Origin of the sequence: Mesorhizobium sp. M0306, assembly GCF_040321655.1 — a bacterium.
GTDB lineage: Bacteria > Pseudomonadota > Alphaproteobacteria > Rhizobiales > Rhizobiaceae > Mesorhizobium.
The window spans coordinates 54,450-69,751 of sequence record NZ_JAMYRY010000031.1; the positions used below are offsets into that span (position 1 = coordinate 54,450).

12 protein-coding genes are annotated in these 15,302 nt (G+C 62.4%); 6 read left to right on the forward strand and 6 right to left on the reverse strand.

Features of this window, described 5'->3' with window-relative positions; all coding sequences use genetic code 11:
• Positions 1-10 precede the first annotated feature (10 nt).
• The 3 genes from NKI95_RS28595 to NKI95_RS28605 form a co-directional block, all read right to left on the reverse strand.
• Positions 11-2,335: an NADP-dependent malic enzyme gene (locus NKI95_RS28595; RefSeq protein ID WP_352720978.1), complete on the reverse strand. Its 2,325-nt coding sequence runs from the start codon at positions 2,333-2,335 to the stop codon at positions 11-13.
• A 209-nt stretch (positions 2,336-2,544) separates the two neighbouring features.
• Positions 2,545-2,997, reverse strand: coding sequence for a hypothetical protein (locus NKI95_RS28600; RefSeq protein WP_352720980.1), 453 nt, complete (start codon positions 2,995-2,997; stop codon positions 2,545-2,547).
• Between the two features lie 160 nt (positions 2,998-3,157).
• Entirely contained in the window at positions 3,158-3,937 is a 780-nt protein-coding gene (locus NKI95_RS28605) for an SDR family oxidoreductase (RefSeq protein WP_352720981.1), read from the reverse strand.
• Between the two features lie 120 nt (positions 3,938-4,057).
• Here NKI95_RS28605 and NKI95_RS28610 point away from each other — a divergent pair, with 120 nt between their 5' ends.
• Positions 4,058-4,879, forward strand: a complete 822-nt coding sequence (locus NKI95_RS28610; RefSeq protein WP_352720983.1) for a UDP-2,3-diacylglucosamine diphosphatase — start codon at positions 4,058-4,060, stop codon at positions 4,877-4,879.
• Between the two features lie 127 nt (positions 4,880-5,006).
• Positions 5,007-6,224: an MFS transporter gene (locus NKI95_RS28615; RefSeq protein ID WP_352720985.1), complete on the forward strand. Its 1,218-nt coding sequence runs from the start codon at positions 5,007-5,009 to the stop codon at positions 6,222-6,224.
• Here NKI95_RS28615 and dgcA read toward each other — a convergent pair.
• Positions 6,195-7,178 carry an N-acetyl-D-Glu racemase DgcA gene (dgcA, locus tag NKI95_RS28620; protein WP_352720986.1) on the reverse strand — a complete coding sequence of 328 codons (984 nt, stop codon included), beginning with the start codon at positions 7,176-7,178 and terminating at the stop codon, positions 6,195-6,197. The genes NKI95_RS28615 and dgcA overlap by 30 nt on opposite strands.
• 78 nt (positions 7,179-7,256) lie before the next feature.
• Here dgcA and NKI95_RS28625 point away from each other — a divergent pair, with 78 nt between their 5' ends.
• The 4 genes from NKI95_RS28625 to NKI95_RS28640 are packed head-to-tail and all read left to right on the forward strand — an operon-like array spanning position 7,257 to position 11,342.
• Positions 7,257-8,441 (forward strand): ABC transporter permease, encoded by a 1,185-nt coding sequence (locus tag NKI95_RS28625; protein ID WP_352720988.1) that lies wholly within the window; start codon positions 7,257-7,259, stop codon positions 8,439-8,441.
• 1 nt (position 8,442) lies between these two features.
• Positions 8,443-9,261 carry an ABC transporter ATP-binding protein gene (locus NKI95_RS28630; protein ID WP_352720990.1) on the forward strand — a complete coding sequence of 273 codons (819 nt, stop codon included), beginning with the start codon at positions 8,443-8,445 and terminating at the stop codon, positions 9,259-9,261.
• Between the two features lie 13 nt (positions 9,262-9,274).
• Positions 9,275-10,648 (forward strand): MlaD family protein, encoded by a 1,374-nt coding sequence (locus NKI95_RS28635; RefSeq protein WP_352720992.1) that lies wholly within the window; start codon positions 9,275-9,277, stop codon positions 10,646-10,648.
• A 37-nt stretch (positions 10,649-10,685) separates the two neighbouring features.
• On the forward strand, positions 10,686-11,342 hold the full coding sequence (locus NKI95_RS28640) for an ABC-type transport auxiliary lipoprotein family protein (protein WP_352720994.1): 657 nt from the start codon (positions 10,686-10,688) through the stop codon (positions 11,340-11,342).
• A gap of 41 nt (positions 11,343-11,383) precedes the next feature.
• On the opposite strand, the gene NKI95_RS28645 is transcribed toward NKI95_RS28640, so the two are convergent.
• Together NKI95_RS28645 and NKI95_RS28650 are read right to left on the reverse strand one after the other, a co-directional pair.
• Positions 11,384-11,839: a macro domain-containing protein gene (locus tag NKI95_RS28645; protein WP_352720995.1), complete on the reverse strand. Its 456-nt coding sequence runs from the start codon at positions 11,837-11,839 to the stop codon at positions 11,384-11,386.
• Between the two features lie 136 nt (positions 11,840-11,975).
• The coding region (locus NKI95_RS28650; RefSeq protein ID WP_502909271.1) for an ATP-binding protein at positions 11,976-15,302 on the reverse strand (3,327 nt) is incomplete at its 5' end.

A 15,302-nucleotide genomic window follows, 5' to 3' on the forward strand; every position in this document is an offset into this window, starting at 1 on the left:
AAGCCAGCGGCTACCCCAGATCGACAATGGCTTGCGCCTTGTGCGCGGCTTCGACCACGGCCAGTGCCGTCATATTGACGACGCCGCGCGAGGTGACCGACGGCGTCAATATGTGCGCCGGGCTGTCGGTGCCGAGCAGGATCGGGCCGACATGCAGCGCGTCCATCATCGTGCGCAGCGCGGTCAGCGTGATGTTCGCCGAATCGAGATTGGGGAACACCAGCAGATTGGCTTCGCCCTTCAGCCGAGAATGCGGATAGACGCGCTGGCGCAGCTGCTCCGATAGCGCCGAGTCGGCATGCATCTCGCCGTCGCATTGCAGGTCGGGCGCGATCCGCGCCAAGATCGCCGCCGCCTGCCGCATCTTCATGGCGCTTGGCGAATCGCGGGAGCCGAAATCCGAATGCGACAGCAGCGCTGCCTTGGGCTCGATGCCGAAACGCTGAATTTCCTCGGCCGCCAAAACGGTCATCTCAGCAATCTCCTCGGCGGTCGGATCGACGGAGACATGGGTGTCGGTGAGGAAAATGATGCCGCGCTGCGAAATCAGCATGGAAAGTGTCGACAGGTCGCGATCCCTAATGCCGGCGCGCGGCCCGATGATCAGCGTCACGTTGCGCAAATGGCGCTCGAAACGGCCTTCGAGGCCGCAGACCATGGCGTCGGCGTCGCCGCGCTTCAGGGCAAGGGCGGCGATCACCGTATTGTCGGTGCGCACCATGGTGCGCGCCGCTTCCGTCGTCACCCCACGCCGGCCGGCAAGCTCGATCAAAAGGTCGACATAGTGGCGGTAACGCGGATCGTCTTCCGGGTTGATCAAGCCGAAATCGACGCCCGGCTTGATGCGCAGCCCGTAGCGCTTCAGCCGCACCTCGATGACATGCGGGCGGCCGATCAGGATCGGTTCGGCAATGCCTTCCTCGAGCACGACTTGCGCGGCGCGAAGCACGCGCTCGTCCTCGCCGTCGGCGTAGATGACGCGCTTGGCGCTCGACGTCTTGGCCATCGAAAACACCGGCTTCATGACCAGGCCGGAGCGGAAGACGAAGCGGTTCAGCTTGTCGATATAGGCGGCGAAATCGGTGATCGGCCGGGTCGCGACGCCGCTCTCACAGGCTGCCTTGGCGACGGCAGGGGCAATGCGCAGGATCAGCCGCGGATCGAAAGGCGAGGGGATCAGGAACTCCGGACCGAAGATCGGCGTCTCGCCGGAATAGGCACGGGCGGCGACGTCGGATGGCTCTTCGCGGGCAAGCGCTGCAATCGCTCGCACGGCGGCCATTTTCATCTCTTCGTTGATGGCGCTTGCGCCGCAATCCAGCGCGCCACGGAAGATGTAAGGAAAACAGAGTACGTTATTGACTTGATTGGGGAAATCGGAGCGGCCCGTGCAGATCATCGCGTCGGGCCGTGCTGCCCGTGCCGCTTCCGGCATGATCTCGGGATTGGGGTTGGCCAGCGCCAGGATCAGTGGCTTGGGCGCCATGTGGTGGAGCAGTTCCGGTTTCAGTACGCCGGCGGCAGACAGGCCGAGAAACACGTCGGCGCTGGGCAGAACGTCGGCCAGCGTACGCGCTTCGGTGTCCTTCACATAGGGGTCTTTCCAGCGGTCCATCTCCTCGACGCGGCCCTTATGGGCGACCCCGAACCGGTCGGTGACCCAGATGTTTTCGACCCGCGCGCCGAGCGAGACCAGAAGGTTGAGGCAAGCAAGCGCCGCAGCGCCGGCGCCTGACGTGACGATCTTGATGTCGGAGATGGACTTGCCGGCGAATTCCAGCCCATTGAGCACAGCGGCGGCGACGATGATGGCGGTGCCGTGCTGGTCGTCATGGAAGACCGGTATGCCCATGCGGGCTTTCAACTGCTCCTCGACTTCGAAGCATTCGGGCGCCTTGATGTCTTCCAGGTTGATGCCGCCGAAGGTCGGTTCCAGCGCCGAGATCGTCTCGACCATGCGCTCGATGCCGGGTGCATCGATCTCGATGTCGAAGACATCGATGCCGGCGAACTTCTTGAACAGCACCGCCTTGCCTTCCATCACCGGCTTGGAGGCGAGCGGACCGATATTGCCGAGGCCCAGCACCGCCGAACCGTTGGTGACGACGCCGACAAGATTGGCGCGGGCTGTATAATCGGCGGCGGTTGCCGGGTCGTCGCGGATTTCAAGGCAGGGGGCGGCGACCCCCGGCGAATAGGCAAGCGCCAGGTCGCGCTGATTGCCGAGCGGCTTCGTCGCCTGGATTTCAAGCTTTCCGGGACGGGGGTGCTTATGGAAATAGAGCGCTGCTTCGTCGAGGTCGGATCGGGCCGCCTTCTTGCTTTCGCCTGTCATGACGGCCGCCTCCTCAGTTCAGTCCGTTGGTGTTTTGAGTCTCTTAGCATGCAGCCGAGGCTTTTCGAGAGGTGATATGTCGCAAGCGCGAGCTTACGGCTTGCACCACCCGCCGGCCTGTACGGTCTGCCATTGAAATGTTGGGACGATAGGCGCGTTGCTGGAGCGAGCTGCGAGCCGAATGTCTGCTTCAGGTGGTTTGCGGACGATTAGGTATTCTTTCGGTAGTTCGCTGTGGGGCTGTTGCTCCTATAAAGTGCACGAAAGAAACTCTTGGAATAGCGGTCGTACCAAGCGGCAGCCCACTCGCCGACAAGTCGCTCTGTCGACGACACCCTACGCCGGTAGTCGACTGTTCGGCGGATGCCTCCTTCTTCCTCAAGCTCGATGTCCAGGTGCGTAAACTTTGGGGCCGCATCCGAAAACCTGAGATACATGTACGCAAACACCGCGATATGGCGTTTACCCATTGATAAGCAACGATTTTCAATCGCCACCACCGCAGACTGGACTGTGGCGAAATCCTCTAGCCTAACCGCTCGTTCTAGACGAACGAAGTCAAGGAACAATCTCCTGTCGGTAATTGCAAGGTTGCCGTCGGCCGTGTCTCGAACCCTGTGCGACAGCAGTTTTTGCATAACAAAGCGATAAATAGACGCCATTCGCCGGTCTCATTTCCATGTGCGAGGCAGGACATAACATGCGGACTAACCCTAGTCCTTGTGAACTGGCGTTTTGAGCATAATGTTGCCTTACCTCGGCTGGCCTGAGGGCGCCCGTTTTCCGCCATTCCCAGCGGATACTAAGCGGTAGATTTTGCCGCTAGAACGCGCTGACGTAGAGGCCGCCGTCGACCGGTATGTTCTGTCCGGTCAGGTAGCCGGCGTGAACCGAGCACAGGAAGGCGCAGATCTGGCCGAATTCCTCCGGCGTGCCGAGCCGCTTGGCCGGAACATTGGCTGCTGCTTGCGCCTTGCGTGCGGCAGCGGCGGCCGGATCTTCGGGCGTGCCGGCCTCGTGCGGGCCGCGCAGCCGGTCGGTGTCGAGCTTGCCCGGCAGCATGTTGTTGATCGTCACATTGCGGTCGATCACCGTGCGCGCGACGCCGGCGAGGAACGAAGTGAGGCCGGCGCGGGCGCCGGACGACAGGTCGAGGCCGGGGATCGGCACGTAGACCGACAGCGAGGTGATGTTGACGATGCGGCCGAAGCCGCGCGCCGCCATGCCGTCGATCACGGCCTGAACCAGCTCGACAGGGGTCACCATGTTCTGGGTGACGCCTTCGAGGATCTTTGCCCGATCGAGCGCACGGAAATCGCGAAACGGCGGACCGCCATTGTTGTTGACGAGGATGTCGGGATCGGGGCAGGCGGCAAGCAGCGCCTTCTGGACATCGGGCTTGGATATGTCGCCGACGATCTCGGTCACCTTGACGCCGAATTTCTCGCGCAGTTCAGCGGCGGTTTTGGCCAGCACGTCGGCGTTGCGGCCGTTGACGACCAGATCGCAGCCTGCCTCCGCCAGTGCCATGGCGCAGCCGCGTCCCAGCCCCTTGCTCGAGGCGCAGACTATGGCCGTCTTGCCGCGAATGCCGAGGTCCATGGTGATTTTCTCCTCTGATTGCCGCGGCAACCTACCCGTATGGCTGGACCAATCGCAACCGTCATACGGTTGTTGCATGAATCGGGGCATAGCCTCAGGCGAAAGCAACGGTGACAAATGATGTCCGGCGCAGAGCCTCGCACTTTCCGCAGCATGTTCATCTCCGACGTCCATCTCGGATCGAAGGCGGCGAAGGCCGAGTTCCTGATCGATTTTCTGCGCCATCACGATGCCGATATCATCTATCTCGTCGGCGACATCGTCGACGGCTGGCGCTTGAGACGGAGCTGGCATTGGCCGCAGAGCCACAACGACGTGGTCCAGAAATTGCTGCGCAAGGCGCGCAAGGGCGCCAGCATCACCTACATCGCCGGCAACCATGACGAGTTCGCGCGCCAGTTCCAGGGCGTGCATTTCGGCGGCATTGTCGTTGCCGATCGCGCCATCCACGAGACCGCCGACGGCAAACGCCTTCTTGTCATCCATGGCGACCAGTTCGACACCGTCGTCCATAATGCGCGCTGGCTGGCCTATCTCGGCGACTACGCCTATGACGCGGCCATGCTGCTCAACCGCGTCATCACGCGCCTGCGCCAAGTGCTTGGCCTGCCTTACTGGTCGTTCTCGTCCTGGGCCAAGGTCAAGGTCAAGAAGGCGGTGAACTTCATCGGCTCGTTCCAGACCGTGCTGACCGAGGAGGCGCGCCGCTCGCATGTCGACGGCGTGATCTGCGGGCACATCCACCATGCCGCGATCGAAAGCTATGAGGACGTGCAATACATCAACACCGGCGATTGGGTAGAGAGCTGCACGGCGGTGGTCGAGCATTTTGACGGCCGGATGGAGATCCTGCACTGGGCGCATGTCCTGCCGGAGACTCCGGTCGGCAGCGAGGTGCTCGTGCCGATCGACATCAAGGGCAGGGCAGTCCAGGCGGCTTGACCAAATCCGGCCTCATCTCGCTTTAATCGGTTAGTCCAGCGGTTTCATCGACTTTTTCGCCGTGTTAAGCAGCGGCAGGTGTGGCGGGCCGACCCGGCTGAATGCCGTGCCGACGGATCGCCTGTTAATGTCCTCCCTGCCGCCGCTCTCGCCCGAACAGCTCGTCAAGCCACGCCATTTCGAACTGCGCATGAGCTTGATCTTCTTCACGCTCTTCGTTCCGCTCGGAACGCATGTGCCCTATTTCCCGCTGTGGCTGCAGGCGAAGGGGTTCCACGCCGAGCAGATAGCCGTGATCCTCGCCGCGCCGATGTTCCTGCGCGTAGCGACGACGCCTTTTCTTACCGCGCTGGCAGACAAAGCGAGCGACCGCGCCAATGTCTATGTCGCGCTGGTCGCCGCATCGCTGATCCTGTCCGCCGGTTACTTCCTGCAGCCGACCTACGCAATGGTACTTGCCGTATCGTTGACGCTGACGGTCGTCTGGACGCCGCATTCGCCGATTGCCGATTCGCTCGCCCTTTCAGGTGTTCGCCGCTTCGGCTCGAACTACGCCGGCATGCGCAAATGGGGCTCGATCTCTTATCTCTGCGCCAATCTCGCCGGCGGTTTCATCCTCTCGGCAAGCGGTGCCGAGGCTGTTCCGGTGATCATCTTCGCGGCGCTGTGTGCCGCGCTAGTCGCCGGACTGATTGCGCCGCGCCTCGGCCGTCCGCGCCGCGCCTCGCCGCTTTCGGCCGCCGATATCCAGCAATCGGCACCGAAACTCCTGAACCCTCATTTCCTCTTTTTTTCGACGGGCGTCGGCGTCATCACCGCCAGCCACGCATTTCTCTACGGCTTCGTGTCGATCTACTGGAAGTCGATCGGCATCAGCGATTCGGTTGTCGGGCTTCTGTGGGGATGGGGCGTCGTCGCCGAGATATGCATGTTCGTCGTCTTCACCCGCGCTTTCGCCTCCTTCTCGGTCGTCTCGATCATGCTGATTGCCGGGATAGGCGCGATCGTGCGCTGGATCGCTTTCCCGCTGATCTGGCCGCTTGGGCTTGGCGTCGGCGGGTTTTTCGCGATCCAGACGCTGCACGCGGTTTCGGTGGCACTGGTGCTGATCGGCCTGCAAAAGATGATCGGTGAGACAATCGCGGAAGAACGCACCGGGGCGGCGCAAGGCATCGCCTATTTCTCCAATGGTTTCTTCATGGCGGTGGCAACGCTGATTTCAGGTCCTCTTTACGATCGCTTCGGCGCGAACGGCTTCTTTGCCATGATCCCCATCGCCCTGACGGGCCTGGCGCTGATCGGGCTTGCCGCGCGTTCAGCCCCACAGCGCCGGCTCGGGCGGTGACACCAGCGAACCCTGGTAGACGAGACCGGGAACGCGGTCGCGGGCTAGCAGCAACGGACCGTCGAGATCGACGAAATCGGCATCCTGCGCCAATAGCACCGCCGGCGCCATCGCAAGCGAAGTGCCGACCATGCAGCCGACCATGACGCCAAAATCCAGTTCGCGGGCGCGGTCGCGAAGCACGAGTGCTGCGGTCAGGCCACCCGATTTGTCGAGCTTGATGTTGATGGCGTCGTAGAGGCCGACAAGCGCGTCGAGGTCCTTCGCCTCGTGCACGCTTTCGTCGGCACAGATCGGCACCAGATGCGCGATGTGGCGAAGAATACCGTCATGTCCCGCCGGCAGCGGCTGTTCGATCAAGGCGATCCCATGCTCGGCGGCAAAGGCGAGGTTTGCGACGATATTGTCGTCATTCCAGCCCTCATTGGCGTCGAGAATGATTCGGCTGTCGGGTGCCGCCGCCGTCACTGCACGGATGCGGGCGATGTCGTTGTCGCCGCCGATCTTGACCTTGAGCAGCGGGCGCTGGGCGTTGGCGCGGGCCTGCGTCGCCATCGCCTCCGGCTCGGCGAGCGACAGTGTGTAAGCCGTCTCAAGCGCCCGTAACGGAACGGTTCGTATCATATGCGCCACCGGTGTTCCGCTGATCTTCGCTTCCAGGTCCCAGAGCGCGCAGTCGATGGCGTTGCGTGCCGCGCCGGCAGGCATGGCACCGAGCAGGGCGATGCGGCTGATGCCGTGCGCGATCTCACTGCGCATCGCCTCGATCGCGCCGCGCACACCCTCCATGGTCTCGCCATAGCGCTTGTAAGGGACGCATTCGCCGCGCCCTGTACGGCCGTTTTCGGCAATGGCGCAGGAAATCACCTCAGCTTCGGTCTTCGAGCCGCGCGAAATGGTGAATGTCCCGGCGATGGGAAAGCGCTCGGCCTCGACCGAAATGACACGCGCCATATTTTTCTGCTCCGGCTGTGCAACAAGGAGGATGTTGGCAAATCGACAGGTCGGCCCCGTCAGGCTAAACAGGACGCCATGTTGACCATCCGCAAACGCGACGCAAGCGGCCCTGCCAAGGAGCCCGACCACCAGCCGCGCATCGCGATCGGCGAGGAGGGCGGCGTTCTCGGCTGCGCTTTCTCGGGAACCTGGACGACACGCACCGTGGCGCTGGTCGACGCCGAGATGCGCAAGATCGAGAAGCGCGGCGGTTTCAAGACGCTGGCGCTCGACCTTTCACAAATCGAGAAGATGGACACTGCCGGGGCGTGGCTGATCGATCGCCTGGTCAGCAGCTTCGAAAAGAAGGGCGTCGAGATCACGACGCAGGGGCAGAGCGAGATTGCGTCGATCCTGCTTGGCGCCGTCGGTGATGCGGTTCGACGCGAGCCCGAATCAGGTCCGGCAAAGCCGCCCAACTTCATCATTCGGGGGCTCGAGGCGGTTGGCCGGCGTGTTTATGAGATGCGCGACGATTTCCTGGCCGCAATGAACATCCTCGGCGCCACGATACGCGGCTCGCAGATGAAGCTTGGCCGCGGCCATGGCGTCAATATGGCGGCGATCTTCAACCAGATCGATCGCATGGGCGTCGGCGCCATACCAGTGGTGGTGCTGATGTCGGCTATCGTTGGCGCAATCGTTGCCCAGCAAGGCGCCTATCAGCTCAGCTATTTTGGCGCCGACATCTTCGTCGTCGACCTGGTCGGCGTGCTGATCCTGCGCGAGCTCGGCGTGCTGATGACGGCGATCATGATCGCCGGCCGCTCCGGTAGCGCGATCACCGCCGAGATCGGCTCGATGAAAATGCGCGAGGAGGTCGATGCGCTGAAGGTGATCGGCCTTAATCCAATCGGCGTGCTGGTGTTTCCGCGGCTGGTCGCGCTGGTCGTCGCGCTGCCTTGTCTGACGATCATCGCCAACTTTGCCGCGCTGGGCGGCGGGATTTTGGCTGCATGGCTCTACTCCGATATTGCACCGGCAGCGTTCATCGACCGGCTGCGTGTCGCAATCGACCTCAGCACCATCTTTGCCGGCCTGATCAAGGCGCCGTTCATGGCCATGATCATCGGCATAATCGCCTCGGTCGAGGGCATGAAGGTTGGCGGCAGCGCCGAATCGCTTGGCCAACATGTGACCGCCTCAGTGGTGAAGTCGATCTTCGTGGTCATTATCCTCGACGGGCTTTTTGCCATGTTCTATGCAGCGATCGAGTTCTGACATGGCGCTGCCGGGCACAAACACGACCAAGGTGGCGGCGAAGGCCAAAGAAGACGAGATCGTGCTGTCGGCGCACGACATCACGGTATCGTTCGCCGACCAAGTCGTTCTCGACAAATTGTCGCTCGATATCTGGCGCGGGGAGATTCTCGGCTTCGTCGGTGCCTCCGGTGCGGGCAAATCTGTTCTGTTGCGCACCATTCTTGGCTTGACGCGCAAGCAATCGGGAACAATCAAACTGTTCGGCGTCGACGTCGAGAAGGCAACCGAAAGGGAGCGCCTTCGCATCGACATGCGGCTTGGCGTGCTGTTCCAGCATGGCGCCCTTTTTTCGGCGCTGACGGTCCTCGAAAATGTCCAGGTGCCTATGCGCGAATATCTCGATTTGCCGAAGAGGCTGATGGACGAACTTGCCATGCTCAAGGTCGAGCTGGTCGGACTGCCTCCGGATGCGGCGGAGAAATTCCCTTCCGAGCTATCCGGCGGCATGATCAAGCGTGCCGCCTTGGCGCGCGCCCTGGCGCTCGATCCGGATATCGTCTTCCTCGACGAACCGACTTCCGGGCTCGATCCGATCAGCGCGGCTGAGTTCGACGAATTGGTCGTCAAGCTGCGCGATACGATGGATTTGACCGTGTATATGGTCACGCACGATCTCGACACGCTGTTTACCGCGTGCGACCGCGTGGCGGTGCTTGGCAACAAGAAAGTGCTGGTCGAGGGCACGATCGACGACATGCTCAGGAGCGAGGAACCCTGGGTAAAATCCTATTTCCGCGGAAAACGCGCCCGACAACTTGATCTTGCGACGCGCGCATAGCCATAAGTGAGCAATGGAAACCAGGGCCAACTACGTCATTGTCGGCATTTTCACGCTGGCCGCGATCCTCGCGGCTTTCGCTTTCGTCTATTGGACGGCGGCAATCGGCGACAAGGGTGAGACGACGGTACTGCGCGTGCGCATTCCAGGCTCCGCTTCGGGGCTCGGCCGTGGCAGCTTCGTGCTGTTCAATGGCGTCAAAGTCGGCGACGTGCGCCGTGTCTATATCGACGTCGACAATCCGACCGCTGCTATCGCCGACACCGAAATAGACCGGAATACGCCTATCACCAAGTCGACGCAGGCCGATATCGGGCTTGCCGGCCTCACCGGCCAGGCCAACATCGAGCTCAAGGGCGCCGACCCCAAAGAGCCAAAACTTCTCGATGAGGCGGAAAAGGAAGGCCGTGTCGCCGAGATCGTTGCCAACCCGTCGGCGGTCACCAATCTGCTGCAGACAGCGCAGAACATCTTCACCCGCGCCGACAAGGTCCTTTCGGAGCTCGAAGGCTTCACCAAGGATGTTCGCGGGCCGCTGACGCAGACCGTCGCCAATGTCCAGACCTTCTCCGATGCACTGGCCAGGAATTCGGACGGCGTCGACAAGTTCCTGGCCAGCGTCAGCTCGCTGGCGGACGAATTGAAGGGTGTTTCGGGCAAGCTCGACGGTACCCTGAAGGCGGCGGAAGGGCTACTCAACGCCGTCGACAAGGACCAGATCAAGAGCATCGTCGCCAATGTCGACACGGTCACTTCCAACCTCAAGGAAACCAGCAAGCAGTTCGACACGGTCATCAAGAACGTCGACACTGCGGTCGGCTCGATCAACGACTTCGCCCAGAAGACGCAAGGCACGCTGGCCAAGGTCGACGGCGTTCTCGACGGCATCGATCCGGCTGAGGTTCGCACCGCGCTGGCCAATATCCAGAAGGCCAGCGAAAACGCCAACGAGGCTGCCGCCGACATTGCCAAGGTGACCAACAAGTTCGCCAACCGAGCCGACGACATCGATGAAACCATCAAAGACGCGCACCAGCTCGCAGGACGCCTCAACGATGCCTCGGTGCGAGTCGACGGCATCCTTGCCAAGGTCGACAAACTGCTCGGCTCCGGCCAGGCCGACGGCGTCATGGCCGACGCCAGAGCGACGCTGAAATCGTTCAAGCAGGTCGCCGATACGCTGAACGCCCGCCTCGGTACCATCACCGACAATCTGGCGCGATTCTCGGGACAGGGGCTGCAAAACGTCGAAGCGCTGGTCCAGGACAGCCGTCGTTCGATCACCCGCATTGAAGAGGCGGTAACCGATCTGAGCCGCAACCCACAAAGGATCTTGTCCGGCGGCGAGGGCGAGGTCCGGCAGTTCGACGGCAGGGTGCGCCGTTGACTTCGATCCCCGATCACCGCAAGAACATAGCTTGCAGATGCGCGTTGTTTCCACGATCCGGGGGGGATCGCGTTTGAAGTCGATCAGTTCAGGCAGCATCACATCGGGTGGGTCTAAGGTTTGGGCGGTGTTGCTGGCGCTTTCGCTAGCAAGCTGCGCGGCCTTGCCTGGCGGCAGACCGGCGCCGCTGGATACGTTCGAGCTTTCGGCGCCGTCGCTGGAAGCGCGTGCCCACAGCCGTCGCCAGATCCTCATCGCCCAGCCATCGGCGCTCAAGGCGCTGGATAGCCAGAACATCGTCATCAAGCCATCGCCGCGCTCGATCCAGTATCTCAAGGGCGCGCAATGGGCCGACCGGCTGCCGATGATCGTACAGGCGCGGCTGGCAGAGACGTTCCAGCGCTCGGGCAGCTTCACCGGCGTCGGCAAGCCAGGCGAGGGGCTGGCGATCGACTATCAGGTGATCGTCGAGATCCGCTCGTTCGAGGTGCGTGTCGATGGCGGCGAACATGCCGAGGTCGAGCTGTTCGTGCGCCTGTTGAACGACCGCAACGGTGAAGTGCGCGCTTCGAAGACGTTTAGCGCCATCGCGCCCGTTTCGGGCAATGGCAACCAGGCCTATGTCGGCGCGCTCGATGCCGCGTTCGGCGATGCGGCTGGGCAAATAGTGCGCTGGACCGACACTGTGATCTAAACCGGGCTAGCTGCTATGAAGCGGCCAAAGACCGAAGCAACTCACGGAGCATATTCGACGAGCGTGTGATCTTCACCCGCAAGCTCGTCGTCGATGATTGAGCCTATGATTTCCCAATCACCTCCAGCCAGCGCCGCACCAATTTTCGGGTAGCCGATTCTTTTGCCTGCGAATCTGCCTTTGACCGCCTGCATGACTTTTCGGATTGCCTGGTAGTCAGCCTTCACGCCTTTGCCCTGCCAATGGAACTGGGTGTAGCCGTTGACGACCTGGAAAGTGCGGCTGCCTCGCTTGATTTCGGCAACGGATATGCTTCCCAGCTTGGCTGGGTCGCCCTTCAATGTCGCGCAATCCGCAGCATATGCTTCGGGAAAACGCTGCTTTATGGAAAGAGCAATTCCTTTGCCCATTTGGCACTGGCAGTTGCATCCATGCACAATGACATCGAACGTTCCGTCGAGCGCAAGCTGAAGCAGATCACCGCGAATTGTCTGCATTGCCACGAGATCCCAGCCTCTGCTCCTAGGCGCAAACATCCGGCCAAATCAAGAGATTTGCGCAGTGGAACTATCTTTTCAGTATCGGGTCTAAACTGAAAGGGCAGAACGCCCTTTCAGTTTTCCTGTCGCCCGCTTAGTGCAGGCGGCCGCTGGCGTGGGCCAGCATGGTGTAGACCTTGCCGGTATCCGAGGTCAGGTAGGTCTGTGCCATGATGTTGTCGCGGTCGTTGCGCGACACGTCCTTGAGCAGCTTTTCGAAATCGTCGCAGTAACGATCGACGGCGGCGCGGAACTCCGCCTCCGACTGATATTTGCGACGGATCTCATCGAACGTCTGCTGGCCCTTCAGCGTGTAAAGACGGCGCGTGAAGACGTCGCGCTCGCCGCGCCGGTAGCGGTTCCACAGTTCGATCGAAGCATCGTGATCGATGGCGCGTGCGATATCGACGGAGAGCGAGTTCAGCGATTCCACCACATGAAGGGGCGAACGCGCAGCGGGAGCCGGGCGCGGCGCTTCGGCAGGCGCTGCCGGCTTGGCGTCGTCTTCGCGCGATGCACCGGTCAGGAGGTCACGCACCCAACCGCCCTGCGGCGTGCGGCCGTTGGGATCGCGCTGGCGCGGCGCTTGGTCTGCGGGACGTTCGAGGTCGAGCGTGCCGCGCAGCGCCGTCTCGCCCGAAGGCGCCTGCGGTGCACGGCGCTGTTCGAGAGCCGGAGCCGGACGACGTGGCGGTTCGGCGGCGCGTGCGGCAGGCGCTTGCGGCGCCGGACGCAGGTTGCGCTGTTCCGAACTGTCGGTGCCGCGCCCAGATTTGGCAACGATTTCAGAAAGTTCCTTCAGCGCGTTGATCTGCTCGGAAACGGCACGGCGGATAGCCGTGGTTGATTCCTTTGCCTCTTCCGGCATCTCGATGACGCCTTTCTTGAGCTCAGCCCGGGTGAGGTCGAGCTCGCTCTTGATCGAGCCAGCGGTACGCCGCATCTCCTCGGTCGCATCGGCAAAGCGCTTGGTGGCCGAATCGACCACTTCGGAAATCGCGGTACGGATCTTGTCGGCGGATTCCAGCGTCTTGCCTTCGGCGTTCTGCAGTGTCTGGCCGACCAGATTCTCGAACGAGCGCATGACCCTTTCGAGATCTTCCGACTTCTTGACAAGGCCGACGGCGAGGTCCTCCAGCGACGATTGCCTTTCGAGCGTGTGCTCTAGATTGCTCTGGGCCGAGCTCAACAGGTCCGAGGCACTGGAAAGCAACCGGCTGTGCTCGTCGAACTTGGTGGCGATTGAAGCAACCTCGCGCAAGGTCGACGACGACAGCTCGGTGAGCCGCGTCGTGTTCGAATCGACCAGGCGCGCCGAACTGGCGAAGGTCTGCGCGGTCTTTTCCGTGGTCGCGGCGAAGCTTTGCGTGCTGCCGGTCAGGCGTTCGTCGACCTGGCCGAGATTGGTCGCCGCCTGCTCGATCAACTGACCGAGCTGCGAGCTGGAGGTGGTCATGCGGCCGATGAGGTCGGCAACGCTGTCGGCAAGCGTCGAGCGCGCACCTTCGACGGCCGACAGGGTTTCGGCCGTACGGCTGGCGAGGGCGTCGACGAGGGCAGCGTTTTGAGTGCGCAGCTTCTCGGTCGCACGTTCGGTGACCTCTTCCATGCTCTTTTGCAGCTCGGAGCCGCCCTGGGCGAAGCGCTCGACCAGAGGCCGTGCCGTCTCGTCCAGGATTTTCGATATTTCGGCCGAACGTGCCGCAAGCATCGTACTGAGCTCGCGAGTATTGGCACCGATGGTCTTTGCAGCGTCGTTGGTGCTCTGGCCGATATGCTGGCCGACCGCGGTGAAGGTTTCGGCGATCGTGTTGGCACGCGAGACCAGCTGCGCCTCGGCATTCGAAACCTGTTCGTTGAGCCTTTGGCCCATTGTCTCGGCGGAGTAGGCGAGGCGGTTCTCGACGCTGGCGACCTGCTCCTCGACGCGGGCGGCTGTAACAGCAGCACTCGATGCCAGGCGTTCGTCGGCACCGGCAAGCACCTGCTCGATTTCACGGGCATGGACGGCGAGTTCCTGGCCAGTCTGCCTGGCGCGTTCGGCAACCCGCTGCTCGGTGCTGGTGAAGGCGCCGACAATGGTGTCGGCATGTTCGCCGATGGCGGTGCTGCTGTCGGCGATACGGGACACCAGGCGATGATCCGCCTCCTCGAAGATGCGGCCGATCTCGGACGCGCGGGCCGAAAGTGCTTCGGACCCTTCGGCAATACGCGAGATAAGTTGCTGGTCGGCGGCATCGAAAATGCGACCGAGGTCCGACGCGCGTGCCGCGAGAGCTTCGGCGGATTCGCCGATGCGCACGCCCAGCCGCTCGTCGGCTGTTTCGAAATTGCGCAGGATGTCGCCGGCACGTGCAGCCAGCGAGTGGGCCGTTTCGATGGCGCGAGAGACCAGCCTGTGGTCCGCCGCGTCGAAGGTGCCGGCAATCTCACTTGCTCTGGCTGCCAGCTGATCGGCCGTCTCCTGGGCACGCGCAAGCAAGGTGTTCGACGTGTTGTCGACGCGGGCAATCAGTGCGCTCGACGTATCCTCGGCGCGCGCGGCAAGGCGACGATCCGCCTCTTCAAAGGTGCGGGCGATGTCCTCCGCCCTGGCGAGCAGGGCCGCCGAGGTCTGCTCGGCGCGCTCGGCGATCTTGCGGTCGGCATCGCTGAATGCCGCGCCCGCCTGCTCATGCAGCGCACTGGTGACTTCCATGACCTTCTCGCGCAGCGCCCCGGCGACGAAGACCGCGCTTCTTTCGAGCACACTGCGAACGTTGTCGACACCCGTCGACAGCGCCCGCTCCATGGTGCTGGCGCGCTCCTCGATGACGCCTGTCTGCCGGCTGAACACCTGCTCGATCTTTTCTACGTCGGCAGCGATTGCATCGGAGATGTCGGTGCTCCTGGCGGCGATCTGGTCGATATGGCCGGACAGCGAACGGTCGACATCCTTGCGCGTTTCGGCGAGCCTGGAGAGATCGTCCTGCAATGCGCGGGTCAGCATGTCGCGGCCCTCGCTCAGCTTGCCGACATGACCGGCGACGATCTCGTCGACCTCGCTGCGGCTCATTGCAAGCCTCTCCAGGTCGGCTTCCAGCGCGCGCCTGAGGATGTCGCGGCCTTCCGCCAGCTTCTCGACCTGGCCGGCAACCAGCCCATCGATGCTCGAGCGGCTTTCGGCCAGCTTGGCGAGATCGTCCTCGAGCGCCTTGGACAGGGTCGAGCGGTCCTGGACGAGCTTCTCCGCGTGGGTTGCGACCAGGCTGTTGACGTTGCCGAGATCGGCTTCCAACGCACGCGAAAACTGGGCGCGATTATCGGTCAATAGTTGCGACTGGTCGGCGATGGCGCCCCTGATCGTGTTGAGATCGGCCTCCAAGGCGCGCTTGAGGATATCGCGGCCTTCGGCCAGTTTCTCGACCTGGCCGGAAACCAG